The following is a 16,378-nucleotide window of genomic DNA, read 5'->3' on the forward strand; positions in this document are numbered from 1 at the left end:
AGATCTGGGGGTGAGATCTGGCATCCCCTCTTTGCGGGTTGCCTCCGGCACGTATCGTGAGTGGCTGCGGACCGTACGCATCCAGCTATCCGGCCGGATACGGCTGTAACGGCACGCAAGACGAACGGAATTGACCGACCGAGCGGCCGGGGGAGGCAACGTGGACGACTATGCAGGTCGGGTACTCGTCGACCGCTACCGCCTGCCGTTGCCGCCCTCCGACGAGTACGAACTCACCGAGAGCCGGGCCTTCGACACCTACAGCGGGCAGGAAGTCCTGGTGCGCCAGGTGCCGTTGCCGGAGGTCGTCGAGGCCGAGGTGCTCGACGCGGAGGGGCTGCCCGCGGGGTTCACGGCGCGTGAGCGCGGGGCGCGGCCGCCGGGGCCACGAGGCGTGGGCGAGGGCGCGGGGACGCGTCGGCCCGCCGATCCCGTCGTACGGCGTGCGATGGAGGCGGCGCAGGCCACGGCGAGCATTCCCGACCATCCCCGGCTCGACCAGGTCTTCGACGTGTTCGCCGAGGGCGGTTCGCTGTGGATAGTGAGTGAACTGGTCGCCGCGCGGCCGCTCTCGGCGCTGCTCGCCGAGAAGCCGCTGACGCCGTACCGGGCCGCCGAGGTCGCCTCCGACGTCCTGATGGCGCTGCGGGTGCTGCACGCCCATGGCTGGGTGCACCGGAACATCACCGCCCGCACGGTCCTGGTCTGCGACGACGGACGGGTCATGCTGACCGGCCTCGCGGTCGGCGCGGCGGAAGAGGCGCTGTGCGGCTACGACCCGGTGCCGTCGCCGGACGCGGCGCAGGGCGCGGCGCAGGGCGGGCCGCAGGGCGCGGCGGAGAGTGAGCGGAGCCGGGGGAGCGGCGGGCCCGGGGCGGCTGCGGCCCCGGTTCGGCAGGGTGGCCAGGGGAACCCGGCCGGCCAGGGGAGCCTGGGCGGCCAGGTCGGCCCGGGGGCTCAGGGTGGCTCGCGTGGCCCGGTCGGGCCGGGTGCCGGGCCGGCCGTCGGGGCCGGGGATCCCGAGGCCGCGCGGCGGGCTGCCATCGAGGCGCGGGGGCCGGGTGCGTTTCCGGTGACGGCGGGTGAGCCGTCCGGCGGAGGCGGGAGCGGAGCATCGGGGGCGGTGGCCCGTAGGGCGGCGCCCATGGAGACCGGCGGAGACATTCGCGCCGCGCGGGCCGGGGCGATCGCCGCGTACCGTGCCGGAGCGCGGGCCGCGGCCCGGGTGCAGGAGGCCCAGGAGGCCCAGCAGAACGGGCGCGCGGCGCTGCCCGGCGCCCGTACCCCGGCCGACGGCAACCCTCCTGGTCGGATCGCCGACCCGTACGGCGTCACCCCTTACCGCGTCCCGGGCGCGCCCGTCCCCGCGGTCGAGCCCGCGGTCGGGCCCGCGGCCGGGCCGCCCGAGGTGCCGGAGGCGCCCGAGGCGGTCGTCCGGCGCGGGCCCGCATCCGCGCTTGCGGCCGAGCGGGCGCGGCAGGCGCGGATGGCCGTCGTCGGGCCGGTGACCGAGCGGTGGGCGCCCGAGCAGGCCGGGCCGGTGCACGAGAACTGGCAGTTGGCCGCGCCGATCGGTCCCGCGACCGACCTGTGGGCGCTCGGCGCGCTGCTCTTCCGGGCCGTCCAGGGGCATGCGCCGTACCCGGAGGAGTCGACGGCCGAGCTGGTGCAGATGGTGTGCGCCGAGCCGCCCGCCTTCGCCGAGGAGTGCGGACCGCTCCGGCCGGTCGTGGAGTCGCTGCTGCGTCAGGACCCCACCGAGCGCCTCGACTTCGAGGAGCTGCGCGGCTGGCTGCGCTCGCTGGTCCGCTCCGCGCCGGAGCCGGAGGCGGGCACCTACGTCGTCGCCGCGCCGCCGACCGATCCGCGCCGGCTGCCGATCGTCCGCCGCAAGGGCGAGCTGGTGCGCAGACGGCGCGCGGGGCTGCCCGCGACGCACGGCCGGCACAAGCGGTCCCGGCAGGGGACGGGCGGTTCGCCCCGCAGCCTGGGCCGCACCCTGCTGCTGCTGATACTGCTGTTGATGGCCGCGGTGGTCGCCTACGCCGTGCTGTTCCTGCCCAAGGCCGGTGAGGAAGGGGACGCCGGCGCGGACGGCTCCCAGCGGACCGGTGCCACCGGCGCCGCCGGCACACCGGCCGGTCAGCCGCCGAAGGCGAGCAGCGAGCCCCGGACCGACCAGACCTCGCCGGGCGCCTCCGCCTCCGCCTCGCCCTCCTCGCAGTCGGGAGCGGAGACCACCCAGCCGCAGACGGGCGGGTCCGGCGTGGAGGTCGCCGACGGATTCACCCTCCGCACGGACGACGCCGGCTTCCGGATCGCCGTGGCCAACGGCTGGGACCGGACGCCGAAGAACGGGCGCGGCCAGGTCGTCTACTCGCACGGGGACTTCGAGTTGATCGTCGTCGCGGGGCGTGACAGTGCGTCGGCGAACGGCAGCGACCCGATGGTCTACCAGCGGGAGAAGGAGAGCGAACTCCAGCCGTACCGCGACTCCAGCTGGGCGACGGCCTCCGGGCTGCGCACCACGACGGTGGGCACCCGGACCATGGCCGAGGGGCAGTTCACCTGGACCGACGCCGACGGACGGGCGCTGTATGTGCGCAACCTCGCGATCCTCATCGCCGGGCGGTACCACATCGTGCAGGTCAGAGGCCCGGAAGCCGAGCGGGACGAAGTGACTCGACTCTACGACCAGGCATCGGCTACTTACCAGTACACCGGTTGAGCGCCGCCCCGGAACTCCCCGAGCACGCTGCGGAACTCCCCACGCCCGCCCCGGTTCCCGTGCGGTCCGGGAAGCGACAACCGTCACAGTGCTGTCTCCAAGGCACCCCCGCGGTTCCCCGGACGCGGTCCGGTCTTTACGCTGAGCTTGTCAAGACCATTGCGGGGCAACGTGAATCAGATGCAGGGCCTGCTCATCGCGGGCCGCTACCGGCTTGTCGACGCGATCGGCAGCGGCGGCATGGGCAGGGTGTGGCGCGCCCATGACGAGCTGCTGCACCGGGCCGTCGCGATCAAAGAGCTGACCGCAGCGCTCTACGTCTCCGAGGGCGACCAGGCGGTTCTGCTCGCCCGCACCCGCGCCGAGGCGCGCGCGGCCGCGCGGATCAACCACTCCGCCGTCGTCACCGTCCATGACGTGCTGGAACACGACGGCCGGCCGTGGATCGTGATGGAGCTGGTCGAAGGCCGCTCGCTGGCCGACGCGGTCAAGGAGGACGGGCGGGTCGAGCCCGCCGAGGCCGCCCGGATCGGTCTGTGGGTGCTGCGTGCGCTGCGCGCCGCGCACTCCGCCGGCGTGCTGCACCGCGACGTCAAGCCGGGCAATGTGCTCCTCTCCGATGACGGCCGGGTCCTGCTCACCGACTTCGGCATCGCCCAGATCGAGGGCGACAGCACGATCACGCGGACCGGCGAGGTCGTCGGCTCCGTCGACTATCTGGCCCCCGAGCGGGTGCGCGGCCAGGACCCCGGGCCGTCCTCCGACCTGTGGGCGCTGGGCGCGACGCTGTACACGGCGGTGGAGGGACGCTCGCCGTTCCGGCGCACCTCGCCGCTGAGCACGCTGCAGGCCGTCGTCGAGGAGGAGGCCACCGACCCGCAGTACGCCGGGCCGCTCGGCCCCGTCATCACGGCCCTCCTGCGCAAGGACCCGGCCGTCCGCCCCGACACCGCGGCGGCCGAGCAGCTGCTCGCCGAGGCGGCCGACGGACGGCGCCCCAGCGGGGCCCAGGCGTATGTGCCGACGCAGTTCGGAGGGCCGGACCTGGCCACCGGCGGCCACGCCACCGGCGACCACTACGCGATGGGCCATTCCGCGTCCCACGCCACAGCCCATCCCGCAGCCCACCCCACCGGTCACGTGACCACCGGTCACGCCACCACCGGTCATCCCACGGCCGGTACCGCGTATGTGCCGCTGCCGCCCGAGGTGTCCACGCCCGTGGGAGCGACGCAGATCGGCCCGGAGGCGAGCCCGTCCGGCCGGCCGCCCCGGCGTCGGCGCAGGCGCACGCTCGTGCTCGTGGTCGTCCTCGCCGCGCTGGTCGGCGGGGTCGCGGCGGTGTCGCTGCAGAAGTGGGACCAGGGGCGGCAGCAGGACTCCGGCTCCCCGTCCGCCTCCGCCTCGACGTCGGCGTCCGCCTCGCCGAGCCCGACGCCGACCGGCACCCCCGGCGACCAGGGCTCCGTCCCCGACTCCTGGGAGCAGGTCGAGGACCCGCTGGGCTTCGGGCTCGCCCTCCCCCAGGGCTGGGAGCGGGAGGTGTTCCAGGACGACGGCGACCTGAAGCAGATCGACTACACCCCCGACGGCGGCGAGCACTTCATCCGCATCGCGCTCGACAAGTCCCCCGACTTTAACGACCCGTACGCCCACCAGATCGACCTCGAAGAGCAGGTCAAGCGGCTGGTCGACTATGAGCGGGTCACCCTGGAGAAGAACGTCTACCGCGACCGCGCCGGCTCCGAGTGGGAGTACACGTGGACCGCGCTGGCGAAGGACACCACGTTCCCGGGGCCGCGCCGCGCCATCGAGGAGACGTACGTCGCCCGCGACGGCACCGAGTACGCGATCTACATGTCCTCGCCCGCCGCGGACTGGGCCACGACGGCCGAACAGTTCAGGTCGGTGCTGCAGAGCTGGCGGGAATCGACCGCGTAGCCGTCCGGCGACCGCGCTGCGGTCGCACGGCAGTTGGCCGGACGGAGCCCCGGAAGCGCGCCGTCCGGTGCGGCATGATGGCCCCATGGGGACCCAGGGGGGCGGGAACGACGTACGGGTCATCGCGGGCCGTTACCGGCTGGAGGCGAGGCTCGGGCGCGGCGGCATGGGGGTCGTGTGGCGGGCCACGGACCAGCTGTTGGGACGGCGTGTCGCCGTCAAGGAGCTGATCCAGGACGACACGCTCTCCACCGAGGAGGCGCGGGGCCGCCGCGACCGGACACTGCGCGAGGCCCGTGCGGTCGCGCAGTTGAGCCACCCGCACATCATCGTCGTGCACGACGTCGTCGAGGACGACCAACGCCCGTACATCGTCATGGAGTTGATCGACGGCGGCTCGCTCGCCGACCGGATCGCCGCGCAGGGCCCGATCGATCCGGCGGAGGCGGCCCGGATCGGCATCGCGCTGCTCGGGGCCCTGCGCGCCGCGCATACGGCCGGGGTCCTGCACCGGGACATCAAGCCCGCGAACGTCCTGCTGGAACGGGACAGCGACCGGGTCGTCCTCACCGACTTCGGGATCGCGCAGGTCGCGGGCGCCACCACGCTCACCGAGACCGGTTCGTTCGTCGGCTCGCCCGAATACACCGCGCCGGAGCGGATGTCCGGGGCACGGACCGGCACCGAGTCCGACCTGTGGTCGCTGGGCGCGCTGCTGTGCACGGCACTGAGCGGCGAATCCCCGTTCCGGCGCGACTCGTTGGGCGGCATCCTGCACGCGGTCGTCTTCGCCGAGATCCGCACGCCCCCGCAGGCCGCGCCCCTGCTGCCCGTCGTACGGGGGCTGTTGGAGCGCGATCCGGACCGGCGGCTGGGCGTGGCGGAGGCGGAGCGGCTGCTGCGCGCCTTCCTGGACACCGGGCGTACGCCGGCGCCGGTGTCCTGCGGCTACACCCCGACCCAGGCCGATCTGCCCCGGCCCCGCCCGGAGCCGCCGACCCGGGAGCGCTCCACGCGGGGCGTGCTGGTGGCCGCGCTGCTGGTCGCCGCGCTGGCGGGGGCGGGCGTGTCGGCGGCGGCGCTGCTGCTGCAGGGGGACGGCGACGGCGACGGAGGGGGTCCGCCCGCGAGCTCCGCGCCGCCGACGGCCGGTTCGGCGTCCGGGGCCGCGACGGGCGCGACGGCGAGCCCGAGCCCGAGCCCTACGGGAGGTTCCGCCGCGTCCCCTACGGCGACGCCCACCTCATCCCCCACCTCGTCCCCCAGTTCGTCCCCGACCCCCTCCCCGACGGCGACCCGTACGCCGTCCGTCCCCTCCGGCTACCGGGTGGCCGACGACCCGGCCGGGTTCGCGCTCGCCGTGCCGGACGGCTTCACGCGGCAGCCGCAGGGCGTGCGGGTCTTCTACATGTCCCCGGGGCAGGTCTTCCGGCTCGGCATCAAGATCTCCGACCCGCCGTCGGACGGCCCCCTCGGCGTGATGCGGCGGGCGGCGGCCGAGGGCCCCGACACCAACCCGGGGTACCACGACGGCCGCGTCACCGAGACCACCCACGACGGACGCCCCGCCGCCCTCTGGCAGTTCACCTGGAACGGCTTCAGCGCGGCGGAGGGCCCCCGGCACACCTACGACCTGTGCTGGGAGGAGGGCGGGCGGCTGTACGACGTGTGGGTGTCGGCGCCGGTCGGGCAGGCGGCGGAGGCGCGGGAGTACTTCGACGTCGCCGTCGACACCTTCGTCACCGGGTAGCCGCGAAGTCCTCACGGGCGGTGAGGCGGCGCGAGAGCGCCCGCGCCCCGGCTCGCTGAGGGCGACGGCGGTCGTGGTAGTCATGGGGCATGAGCAACGACGGTGACGCCGGAGGCGCCAAGAGCCGGATAGTGGACGGACGTTACCGGCTGCTCGAACGCATCGGCTCCGGCGGCATGGGCACCGTCTGGCGGGCCCGGGACGAGCTCATGGAGCGCGAAGTCGCCGTCAAGCAGCCCCGGCTGTCCGGCGACCCCGAGGACGACTCCTACCGCCGGGCCGCCCACCGCCTGCACCGCGAGGCCCGCGCCGCCGCCCGCGTCGACCACCCCTGCGCCGTCTCCATCCACGACGTGGTGGTGGAGGAGGGGTCCGACGTGGACGGCGGACTCCCCTGGATCGTCATGGAGCTGGTCCGCGGCGAGTCCCTGCACGAGGTGCTGCGGCGCGGCCCCCTCGATCCGGCCGAGGCCGCCCGCATCGGCCTCGCCGTCCTGGGCGCCCTGCGCGCCGCGCACGCCGTCGGCATCGTCCACCGGGACGTGAAGCCCGCCAACGTGCTGCTCGGCCCCCACGGCCGGGTCGTCCTCACCGACTTCGGCATCGCCCACATCCAGGGCGAGGAATCCCTCACCGTCAGCGGCGAGTTCGTCGGCTCGCTGGAGTTCATCGCCCCCGAGCGGATGTCCGGGCGCGGCGCGGGCCCCGCGTCCGACCTGTGGTCCCTCGGCGTCCTGCTGTACGCGGCTGTCGAGGGCTGGTCCCCGTTCCGCCGGACGACCCTGGAGTCCACGCTCGTCGCGATCCTCGCCGCGGACCCGCCCGAGCCGAAACAGGCCGGCCCGCTCGGCCCGCTGCTCGTACGGCTGCTGCGATCCGACCCGGAACGCCGCCCGGACGCGGCGGAGACGGCCGCGGCACTGGCGGCGGTGGCTGATGGGGCTGAGGGGGCTCAGGGCACGGAAGCGGTGGCCGAGCCTCAGGACGTGCGGTTCCTCCGGGAGTTCGGGGAGGACGTGGGGACGGTGCGGGTCGGGGGAGCGCCGCCCGGAGTGCCCTCCGGAGTGCCCTCCGGAGCGCCGCCCGTCGACCGCCCCGAGCCGGAGACCCCGCCCACCCGCGACACCCACGACACCCGCACGCGCACCCGGCGCCCCCTCCACCGCCGTCCCGTGGCCCTGACCGCGGCCGTCGGGCTGCTCGCGGGCGGTGTCTGGCTGGGGGCGTCCTGGCTGGAGACAGGGCCGCAGTCGCCGTCGCCGTGGGTCGTCCACCGTGAGGCCGGCATGGACGCGTCCCTCTCCCTCCCCAGCCCGTATCTGGAGTCCGACCGGGAGGGCGGCGCCGATCGGCAGCCCCGGCTGGTGGTCTACTCGGCGGGCACCGTCGATGTGCGCCTCACCCTCTGGGACCGGGCGCCCGGCACCCCGTTCGACCAGGCGGTAGAGGCGCACGAGACGTGGAAGGGCCAAGCCCAGGACGCCCGCACCCAGACCGCCCGCACCACCTTCCACGGCTACAAGGCCGCCGTCTCCGACACCGTCTACGGTCTGGAACTCACCCCGACCCGTGTCATGCAACTGTTCGTCCTGACCGCCGACAGCCGCATGTACGAGTTGCGCGTGGACATGCCCAAGGGGACGCCGGACGAGAAGCAGGGCACGGAGGTGTTCGAGGCGGCGCGCGACCGTCTGGAGATCGCGGTCGGCTGAATCGCCCGGCAGGCGGCCGGGCTCGACGCCCTGATCAGCAGGTTTGTTGCCAGTGAACGCTGGCGTCGTGTGTGCGGTCGGTGAATCCCCATTACCGGCGGGTACCCAAAGTCTTTCGCACGTCATACCCTGCGCCTCATGACGGACTCGCAGGCCCCGGAGCAGACGCAGGAAAAGACGTCGGAGACGACGCCGGAGACGACGCCGGCCAGGACGGGGACGAACCCCCTCGCCCCCACCCCCGTCGGCGTCCGCAGCGCCGCCGACGTGGTGACGCCGGAGCTGGTCGCCCAGCTCACCAAGGGCGTGACGGGCTCCGGCCGGACGGCCAACCACACGCCGTTCACCGGCGAGAAGCTCGCCGACCTGCCCGAGTCCACGCCCGAGGACGTGCTCAAGGCCTTCGAGTCGGCCCGCGCCGCCCAGGCCGTGTGGGAGAAGACGCCCGTCCGGGAGCGGGCCGCCGTCCTGCTCCGCTTCCACGACCTGGTGCTGGCCCGCCAGGCCGAGGTGCTCGACCTCATCCAGCTGGAGACCGGCAAGGCGCGCCTGCACGCCCACGAGGAGGTGCAGGCCGTCGCGGTCGCCGCCCGCCACTACGGCCGCAAGGCCCCGTCCTACCTGCGCCCCAAGCGGCACGCGGGCGCGATGCCGACGCTCACGAAGGTCACCGAACTGCGCCACGCGCGCGGTGTCGTGGGCCAGATCGCCCCCTGGAACTACCCGCTGGAGCTGTCGGTCGGCGACGCGCTGCCGGCGTTCGTCGCGGGCAACGCGGTCGTGATGAAGCCCGACACGGAGACCTGCCTGACCGCTCTGTGGGCCCGCGATCTGCTCGTCGAGGCCGGGCTGCCCGCCGACGTCTTCCAGGTCGTCCTCGGCGAGGGTCCGGTTGTCGGCCCCGAGGTCGTCCGGCACGCCGACTACGTCTCCTTCACCGGCTCCACCCGCACCGGCCGCGAGGTCGCCCAGGGCGCCGCCGCCCGGCTCGTCGGCGTCTCCCTCGAACTCGGCGGCAAGAACGCCATGCTGGTCCTTCAGGACGCCGACATCGAGCGGGCGGCCGAGGGCGCGGTCCGCGCCTGCTTCTCCTCCGCCGGCCAACTGTGCATCTCCATCGAGCGGTTGTACGTCCACGAGTCGATCGCGGACGCCTTCGTCGAGCGGTTCGCCGCCCGCACCAAGGCCATGCGCCTCGGCACCTCCCTGGCCTACGGCGCGGACATGGGCTCGCTGGTCGGCGAGCGGCAGCTGGAGACGGTGACCCGGCATGTGGAGGAGGCCGTCGCCAAGGGCGCGAAGGTCGTCGCCGGCGGCGTCGCCCGCCCGGACGTCGGCCCCTACTTCTTCGAGCCGACCATCCTCGACGGCGTCACGGAGCCCATGTCCGTCTGCACCGAGGAGACCTTCGGCCCGGTCGTCTCGATCTACCGCTTCAAGACCGACGACGAGGCCGTCGAGCACGCCAACTCCACGCCGTACGGCCTGAACTCGTCGGTCTGGACGAAGGACGGCCGACGCGGCCGGGACATCGCCGCCCGGCTGCGCACCGGCACCGTGAACGTCAACGAGGGCTACGCCCCGGCCTACGGCAGCGTCCAGTCCCCGATGGGCGGCATGAAGGACTCCGGGCTCGGCCGCCGCCACGGCTCCGAGGGCATCCTCAAGTACACGGAGGCCCAGACGGTCGCCCAGCAGCGCCTGCTGCCGATGGCCCCGTCCCTGGGGATGACGGACGAGAAGTACGCCCAGTTCATGAGCACGAGCCTGCGGGTGATGAAGGCACTCCGCCTGCGGTAGACAGCACCTGTTCTCAACGAGGAGACCCCGTGCCCCAGGACCCCTACGACTACGACGTCCTCGTCGTCGGCTCCGGCTTCGGCGGGTCGGTGACGGCCCTGCGCCTGACGGAGAAGGGCTACACCGTGGGCGTCCTGGAGGCGGGCCGCCGCTTCACCAGGGACACGCTGCCCAGGAACTCCTGGGACCTGAGGAACTACCTCTGGGCCCCCAGGCTCGGCATGTACGGAATCCAGCGCATCCATCTCCTGGGCAACGTCATGGTGCTGGCGGGCGCGGGCGTCGGCGGCGGCTCGCTCAACTACGCCAACACCCTCTACGTGCCGCCGAAACCCTTCTTCGACGACCCCCAGTGGCGTGACATCACCGACTGGCAGGACGAGCTGAGGCCGTACTACGACCAGGCCCGCCGCATGCTCGGCGTCCGGCTCAACCCGACGACCACGCCCTCCGACGTGCATCTGAAGGCGGCCGCCGAGCGGATGGGCGTCGGCGACACCTTCCACATGGCGCCGGTCGGCGTGTTCTTCGGCGACGGCGAGGACGCCGACGGCAGCGCCAAGGCGAAGCCGGGCGAGCAGGTCGCCGACCCCTACTTCGGGGGCGTGGGACCGGACCGCAAGGCCTGCACCGAGTGCGGCGAGTGCATGACCGGCTGCCGGCACGGCGCGAAGAACACCCTGAACGAGAACTACCTGTACCTCGCCGAGCGGGCGGGCGCGGTCGTCCACCCCCTGACCACGGTCGTCTCGATCACGGACGACTCGCAGGGCGGCTACGCGGTCGCCACCCTCCCCACCGACGGGCGCAGGACGAGCGCGGGCCGGACCTTCAAGGCCCGCCGGGTCGTCCTGGCGGCCGGCACCTACGGCACCCAGACCCTGCTGCACCGCATGAAGTCCGACGGCCGACTCCCGTACCTCTCGGACCGGTTGGGCGAGCTGACCCGCACCAACTCCGAGGCCCTGGTCGGCGCGCAGACCGACGACCGCCGCTATCGCAAGGCCACCGGCAACCCGAAGGTGGACTTCACGCGCGGCGTCGCCATCACGTCGTCCATCCACCCGGACGCCGACACCCACATCGAGCCGGTCCGCTACGGCAAGGGCTCCAACTCGATGGGCGGCCTGTCGATCCTGCAAGTGCCGTACGCGGAGGGCTCGTCGCGGGTCGCCGGCTGGCTCGCGAGCGCGGCCCGCCACCCGCTGCTCGTGCTGCGCTCGCTGTCCAACCGGCGCTGGTCGGAGCGGACCATCATCGGCCTGGTGATGCAGTCCCTGGACAACTCGCTGACGACGTACCTGAAGCCGACGGGCGTCGGAAAAGGCCTGCTCACGGCACGGCAGGGACATGGCGCGCCCAACCCCAAGCAGATTCGGGCCGCCTCCGAGGCGGCCTCCGCGATCGCCGCCGACATCAACGGCTTCGCCGGTTCCAACGTGGGCGAGCTGATGGGCACCCCGCTCACCGCCCACTTCCTCGGCGGCTGCCCGATCGGCGACTCGCGCGAGACGGGCGTCATCGACCCCTACCACCGCCTCTACGGCCACCCCGGCATCTCGGTCGTCGACGGCGCCGCGGTCTCGGCGAACCTGGGCGTGAACCCGTCGCTCACCATCACCGCGCAGGCCGAGCGCGCGATGTCGTTCTGGCCCAACAAGGGCGCGGCGGATCCACGCCCGGCGCAGGGAACGGCGTACGAACGGCTGAAGCCGGTGGAGCCGGCCCGCCCGACGGTGCCGGCGGACGCGTTCGGCGCCCTGCGCCTGCCCTTCCTGGGCATCCCCGCCGTGCCGCCCAAGAAGTAGGTCGAGGCCGCGCTCCGGGAAAGAGCGGAGGGACCTGCGCCCCCCTCCGAGCGCAGGTCCCTCCGCTGGTTCCGCTGCTGGTCCAGCCTCTGGTCCAGGGGTGTGGGAGTGGCCTGTGTGTCGTCAGGTGTGACCGGCGAAGGTTGTGAACGGTTGTCCTTTCTTCACCACTTCTTTATGTGGCGCGCGTCACATTCCCTGGCGGCGAAAGTCGGACACGAATTCCTCGGCGGCGAAGGCCGGACATGACGAAGGGCCCCGCGGGACGGAAACCGCGGGGCCCTTCTTTATCGTCAGCACCGGCGTCAGGGCAGCGCCGGTGCCTGGGAGCGGCGCCGGGGGGTTGCGCCGCTGGTCTGGACCTTTGGCAATGAGGTCTGGCAATGAGGTCTGGCAACGAGGTCCGGCAACCAGGTCCGGCAACCAGGTCTGGCAACCAGGTCTGGCAACGCAAGACGGTTGCCCGAGGGGGGACTTGAACCTGTTCGGGGCCTTCTACGCATCGTGCTGGATGAGCGCGGCCCCCGCAACCGTTTGACCCAGCCCTTGTGCATTTTTGCATTTTCCGCCGGTCGGCCCCGGGCGTCCCCGAGGCCGACCGTTCTCTTGGGTGACCGGGCTGCTGTCCCCTGCCGTCCGGTCACTTCCCGGAGCGAGGTCCCACGACGCACGGCACGATCCGTGCGCCTCATCGCTCCAGCGAGCCACGCGTGGTTCTTCCGGGCCCGTACCTGGCTGGAACGGACACCAGCACCAACGAAGCGGCTCGCGGGGCGGTCACGCGCCGTACGGGTGAGAAGGGGCCCGAACTCAGATGCGACCCCGGCACAGTTCGAGCAGCGTCATCGCCAGGGCGGTCCCGGGCTTGCCGAGCGCGTCCCGGTAGTGGCCGAGGACCTCCATCTCGCGGGAGAGGTTCACCCGCCGGCCGCCGGAGGTGATCCGCGCCTCCTGGATGACGGCGGAGACGGCCATCCGCTCCTGGATCAGACCGATGATCCGGTCGTCGAGCGCGTCGATGCGCTCCCGGGCGCCGGTGATCACGTCCGCGGCCTCGGAGGTACGGGCGCCGGTCACGTCGGTGGCGGTCATGGGGGCTCCTGTGGTCAGTACGGGGGAGTACGAGGTGGTTACGGGATGCCCCGGCCGGCCCGGGAAAACGACAGGCGCCCCGGGCCTTGTCGGCCCGGGGCGCCTGGGAAGTCGCTTGTCAGTTGCTCAAGCAGCACGACCATGGCAGCCGGTGGGCCGGTTGCCATAGGTAAAGACGAAGGACGTGAGCTTGCGCATGGGGAGCAGTATGCCACGGCTCCCCGGGCCGGGACCGGGGGGTCCGCGGACCCGGGGGACCTGGGGGCGGAGCTTCGGCACTGGGACCGTCCGGACGTCCAGATCGGTAGAATCGGCGGTACACACAGACCCCCGCCCCACCGCCGGAAGGCTCCCGTGTCATCAGCGACTCCTACTGCCGCCGCCCCCGACACCGTCCTGGTCGTCGACTTCGGCGCGCAGTATGCCCAGCTCATCGCCCGTCGAGTCCGCGAGGCGCGGGTCTACAGCGAGATCGTGCCGAGCACCATGCCGGTCGAGGAGATGCTCGCCAAGAACCCGGCGGCGATCATCCTCTCCGGCGGCCCCTCGTCCGTGTACGAGGAGGGCGCCCCCCGCCTCGACCGCGAGATCTTCGAAGCCGGCGTCCCCGTCTTCGGCATGTGCTACGGCTTCCAGCTGATGGCGCAGACGCTCGGCGGCACGGTCGACAACACCGGCGCCCGTGAGTACGGCCGCACCGATCTCCATGTGTCGAGGTCGTCGTCCACCCTCTTCGAGGGCACCCCGGCCGAGCAGGCCGTGTGGATGTCGCACGGCGACGCCTGCTCCGCCGCCCCCGAGGGCTTCACCGTCAGCGCCTCCACGGACGTCGTCCCGGTCGCCGCCTTCGAGAACGACGAGAAGAAGCTCTACGGCGTCCAGTACCACCCCGAGGTCATGCACTCCACGCACGGCCAGCAGGTCCTGGAGCACTTCCTCTACCGCGGCGCGGGGCTCACCCCGTCCTGGACGACCGGCAACGTCATCGAGGAGCAGGTCGCCGCGATCCGCGAGCAGGTCGGCGACAGGCGCGCCATCTGCGGCCTCTCCGGCGGCGTGGACTCGGCGGTCGCCGCGGCCCTCGTGCAGAAGGCCATCGGCTCCCAGCTGACCTGCGTGTACGTCGACCACGGGCTGATGCGCAAGGGCGAGACCGAGCAGGTCGAGAAGGACTTCGTGGCCGCGACCGGCGTCCAGCTCGTCGTCGTGGACGCGGAGGAGCGTTTCCTCAGCGCGCTCGCCGGGGTCTCCGACCCCGAGGAGAAGCGGAAGATCATCGGCCGCGAGTTCATCCGCGTCTTCGAGCAGGCCCAGGCGGAGATCGTCGCCGACGCCGGTCCGGCGGTGGAGTTCCTGGTCCAGGGCACGCTCTACCCGGACGTCGTCGAGTCCGGCGGCGGCACCGGCACCGCGAACATCAAGTCCCACCACAATGTGGGCGGCCTGCCCGAGGACCTCGAGTTCCAGCTCATCGAGCCGCTGCGCAAGCTGTTCAAGGACGAGGTGCGGATGGTCGGCCAGGAGCTCGGGCTCCCGGAGGAGATCGTCCAGCGCCAGCCGTTCCCGGGCCCCGGCCTGGGCATCCGGATCGTCGGCGAGGTGACGAAGGAGCGGCTCGACCTGCTGCGCGACGCCGACGCCATCGCCCGCGAGGAGCTGACGGCGGCCGGTCTCGACCGCGAGATCTGGCAGTGCCCGGTGGTCCTCCTGGCGGACGTCCGCAGCGTCGGCGTCCAGGGCGACGGCCGCACCTACGGCCACCCGATCGTGCTGCGCCCGGTGTCCAGCGAGGACGCCATGACGGCCGACTGGTCGCGCCTGCCGTACGACGTCCTGGCGCGGATCTCGACCCGGATCACCAACGAGGTCGCCGACGTCAACCGCGTGGTCGTCGACGTGACGTCGAAGCCGCCGGGCACGATCGAGTGGGAGTGACCCGGTCGGTGACCTGGCCGGTGGCCCGGCTCAGGTGCGCTTGACCGTGCGCAGCGGCTCGCCGGGCTTCCAGACCTGGACGACCAGGTAGGTGTCGTCCTCGACGTAGGTCCGCACGACCTCGGTCAGCTCGATGCGGAAGAGGTGGAACGGCTCCGGCGGTTCCACCTCTTTCAGATACGCCGCCCGCGCCGCGCCCTCCGTCACCTCGACGGCCCGGCCGGCGATCCGGACGTCGCCCCCGCCCATCCCCGTGCCCTCGCCGGGATTCGCCTGGAGACAGCAGCGGGGGTCCCGGCGCAGGTCGAGGGCCTTGAACGAGTCCGGCATCATGCCCAGCCACAGCTCACCGGCGACGAAGCGGACCTCGATGCCGGTGGTGCGGGGGGCGCCGTCCTTGCGCAGGGTCGCCAGGACATGGTGGGTGAACGCCCCGAAGCGGCTCTCGGCGGTCGTCGCGAGTTCGGGTTCAGCCGCGGCGAAAGCCGCCCAGTTCGATGTCATGCGCCTCGATGTCATGTGCCTCGATGTCATGCGCCGAGTCTGACCCCGATACCCGACATCTTCTGTCAGGTATCGGCGGTGTCCGAGAGGCAAGAAAAGCGGGGCAAGACAAGCGAGGCAAGATCAAGAGGGGCAAGACATGCTCCGAACGTGACGGAAATCGTCATCTTTGCATAACGGCTCTGCCCTTTTGCACTGACCGACGGTAACTTCCGCGTCGTAAACCCACCCAGTGCTGGAGGACCGATGCACGGGCCCACACCGCCTGCCCCGCTGCCCACCGACCGGCTGCAGTTCGCCATGCCGCCGATGCACGACTCGGTGGAGGACGAGCGCCGGCACCGCAAGGAACGGCTGGCGGGGGCCGTGCGGCTCTTCGGACGGCTCGGCTTCGAGGACGGCGTCTCCGGACACATCACCGCCCGCGACCCGGAGTTCGACGACTGCTTCTGGGTCAACCCGTTCGGGATGCCCTTCAAGCACGTCACGGTCAGCGACCTGGTGCTGGCCAACGCCGACGGTCAGGTCGTCGAGGGCCGCTACCACGTCAACCAGGCCGCCTTCACCGTGCACGCCCAGGTCCACGCCGCCCGCCCGGACGTCGTCGCCGTCGCCCACTGCCACTCGGTGCACGGGCGCGCCCTCGCCGCGCTCGGCGAGCTGCTCGACCCCATCACCCAGGAGAGCTGCGCCTTCTACGAGGACCACGCCCTCTACGACGCCTACACCGGCGTCGCCGTCGACGCGGAGGAAGGGCGGCGCATCGCGACCGCGCTCGGCTCCCGCAAGGCGCTCGTACTGCGCAACCACGGGCTGCTCACGGTCGGCGACTCCGTGGACGCGGCCGCCTGGTGGTTCCTGTCGATGGAACGCTCCAGCCAGGTCCAGCTGACCGCGCGGGCGGCGGGCCGGCCGGTCCTGATCGACCACCGGGCGGCCGAGGCGACCCGCGAACAGCTCGGCGGCGACCTCGTCGCGTGGATCAACTACCAGCCGCTGTGGCAGGACATCAGCCGCAGCGAGCCGGACCTGTTGAGCTAGGCGCTCCGCTGGAGTGCCGCGATGCGCTGCGATGTGCCGCGATGTGCCGTCGTTTTGCTGCGGCGCC

General features: G+C 72.7%; 10 protein-coding genes. 8 read left to right on the forward strand and 2 right to left on the reverse strand.

Translation table 11 applies throughout. The features are described 5' to 3' along the window. Positions 1–160: 160 nt before the first annotated feature. The 6 genes from ACWCPF_RS01720 (at position 161) to ACWCPF_RS01745 (ending at position 11,739) form a co-directional block, all read left to right on the forward strand. Positions 161–2,728, forward strand: coding sequence for a protein kinase (locus ACWCPF_RS01720; RefSeq protein WP_451042944.1), 2,568 nt, complete (start codon positions 161–163; stop codon positions 2,726–2,728). Positions 2,729–2,908: 180 nt separating this feature from the next. Then, a complete protein-coding gene (locus tag ACWCPF_RS01725; RefSeq protein ID WP_451042945.1) occupies positions 2,909–4,669 on the forward strand; it encodes a serine/threonine-protein kinase in 1,761 nt (586 codons plus the stop codon). 85 nt (positions 4,670–4,754) lie between these two features. Further along, positions 4,755–6,419, forward strand: a complete 1,665-nt coding sequence (locus ACWCPF_RS01730) for a serine/threonine-protein kinase (RefSeq protein ID WP_451042946.1) — start codon at positions 4,755–4,757, stop codon at positions 6,417–6,419. Between the two features lie 89 nt (positions 6,420–6,508). Then, the gene (locus ACWCPF_RS01735; protein ID WP_451042947.1) at positions 6,509–8,131 is read left to right on the forward strand and encodes a serine/threonine-protein kinase; all 1,623 of its coding nucleotides are present in this window, start codon (positions 6,509–6,511) and stop codon (positions 8,129–8,131) included. Positions 8,132–8,269: 138 nt separating this feature from the next. Beyond that, a complete protein-coding gene (locus ACWCPF_RS01740) occupies positions 8,270–9,931 on the forward strand; it encodes a succinic semialdehyde dehydrogenase (RefSeq protein ID WP_451042948.1) in 1,662 nt (553 codons plus the stop codon). Positions 9,932–9,960: 29 nt separating this feature from the next. Continuing rightward, positions 9,961–11,739, forward strand: coding sequence for a GMC family oxidoreductase N-terminal domain-containing protein (locus ACWCPF_RS01745; RefSeq protein ID WP_451042949.1), 1,779 nt, complete (start codon positions 9,961–9,963; stop codon positions 11,737–11,739). Positions 11,740–12,549: 810 nt separating this feature from the next. Here ACWCPF_RS01745 and ACWCPF_RS01750 read toward each other — a convergent pair. Then, complete coding sequence (locus ACWCPF_RS01750) at positions 12,550–12,831, reverse strand: chorismate mutase (RefSeq protein WP_451042950.1); 282 nt, start codon at positions 12,829–12,831, stop codon at positions 12,550–12,552. Between the two features lie 354 nt (positions 12,832–13,185). Here ACWCPF_RS01750 and guaA point away from each other — a divergent pair, with 354 nt between their 5' ends. Further along, positions 13,186–14,766 carry a glutamine-hydrolyzing GMP synthase gene (guaA, locus tag ACWCPF_RS01755; RefSeq protein WP_451042951.1) on the forward strand — a complete coding sequence of 527 codons (1,581 nt, stop codon included), beginning with the start codon at positions 13,186–13,188 and terminating at the stop codon, positions 14,764–14,766. A 30-nt stretch (positions 14,767–14,796) separates the two neighbouring features. Here the strand turns inward: guaA and ACWCPF_RS01760 are convergent, their stop codons facing one another. Further along, positions 14,797–15,270 carry a pyridoxamine 5'-phosphate oxidase family protein gene (locus tag ACWCPF_RS01760; RefSeq protein WP_451042952.1) on the reverse strand — a complete coding sequence of 158 codons (474 nt, stop codon included), beginning with the start codon at positions 15,268–15,270 and terminating at the stop codon, positions 14,797–14,799. A 246-nt stretch (positions 15,271–15,516) separates the two neighbouring features. On the opposite strand from ACWCPF_RS01760, the gene ACWCPF_RS01765 reads away from it, so the two are divergent. Further along, entirely contained in the window at positions 15,517–16,311 is a 795-nt protein-coding gene (locus ACWCPF_RS01765; RefSeq protein ID WP_451042953.1) for a class II aldolase/adducin family protein, read from the forward strand. The last annotated feature ends 67 nt before the right edge of the window (positions 16,312–16,378 follow it).

The sequence above is a fragment of the Streptomyces sp. NPDC001858 genome (genome assembly GCF_053594615.1).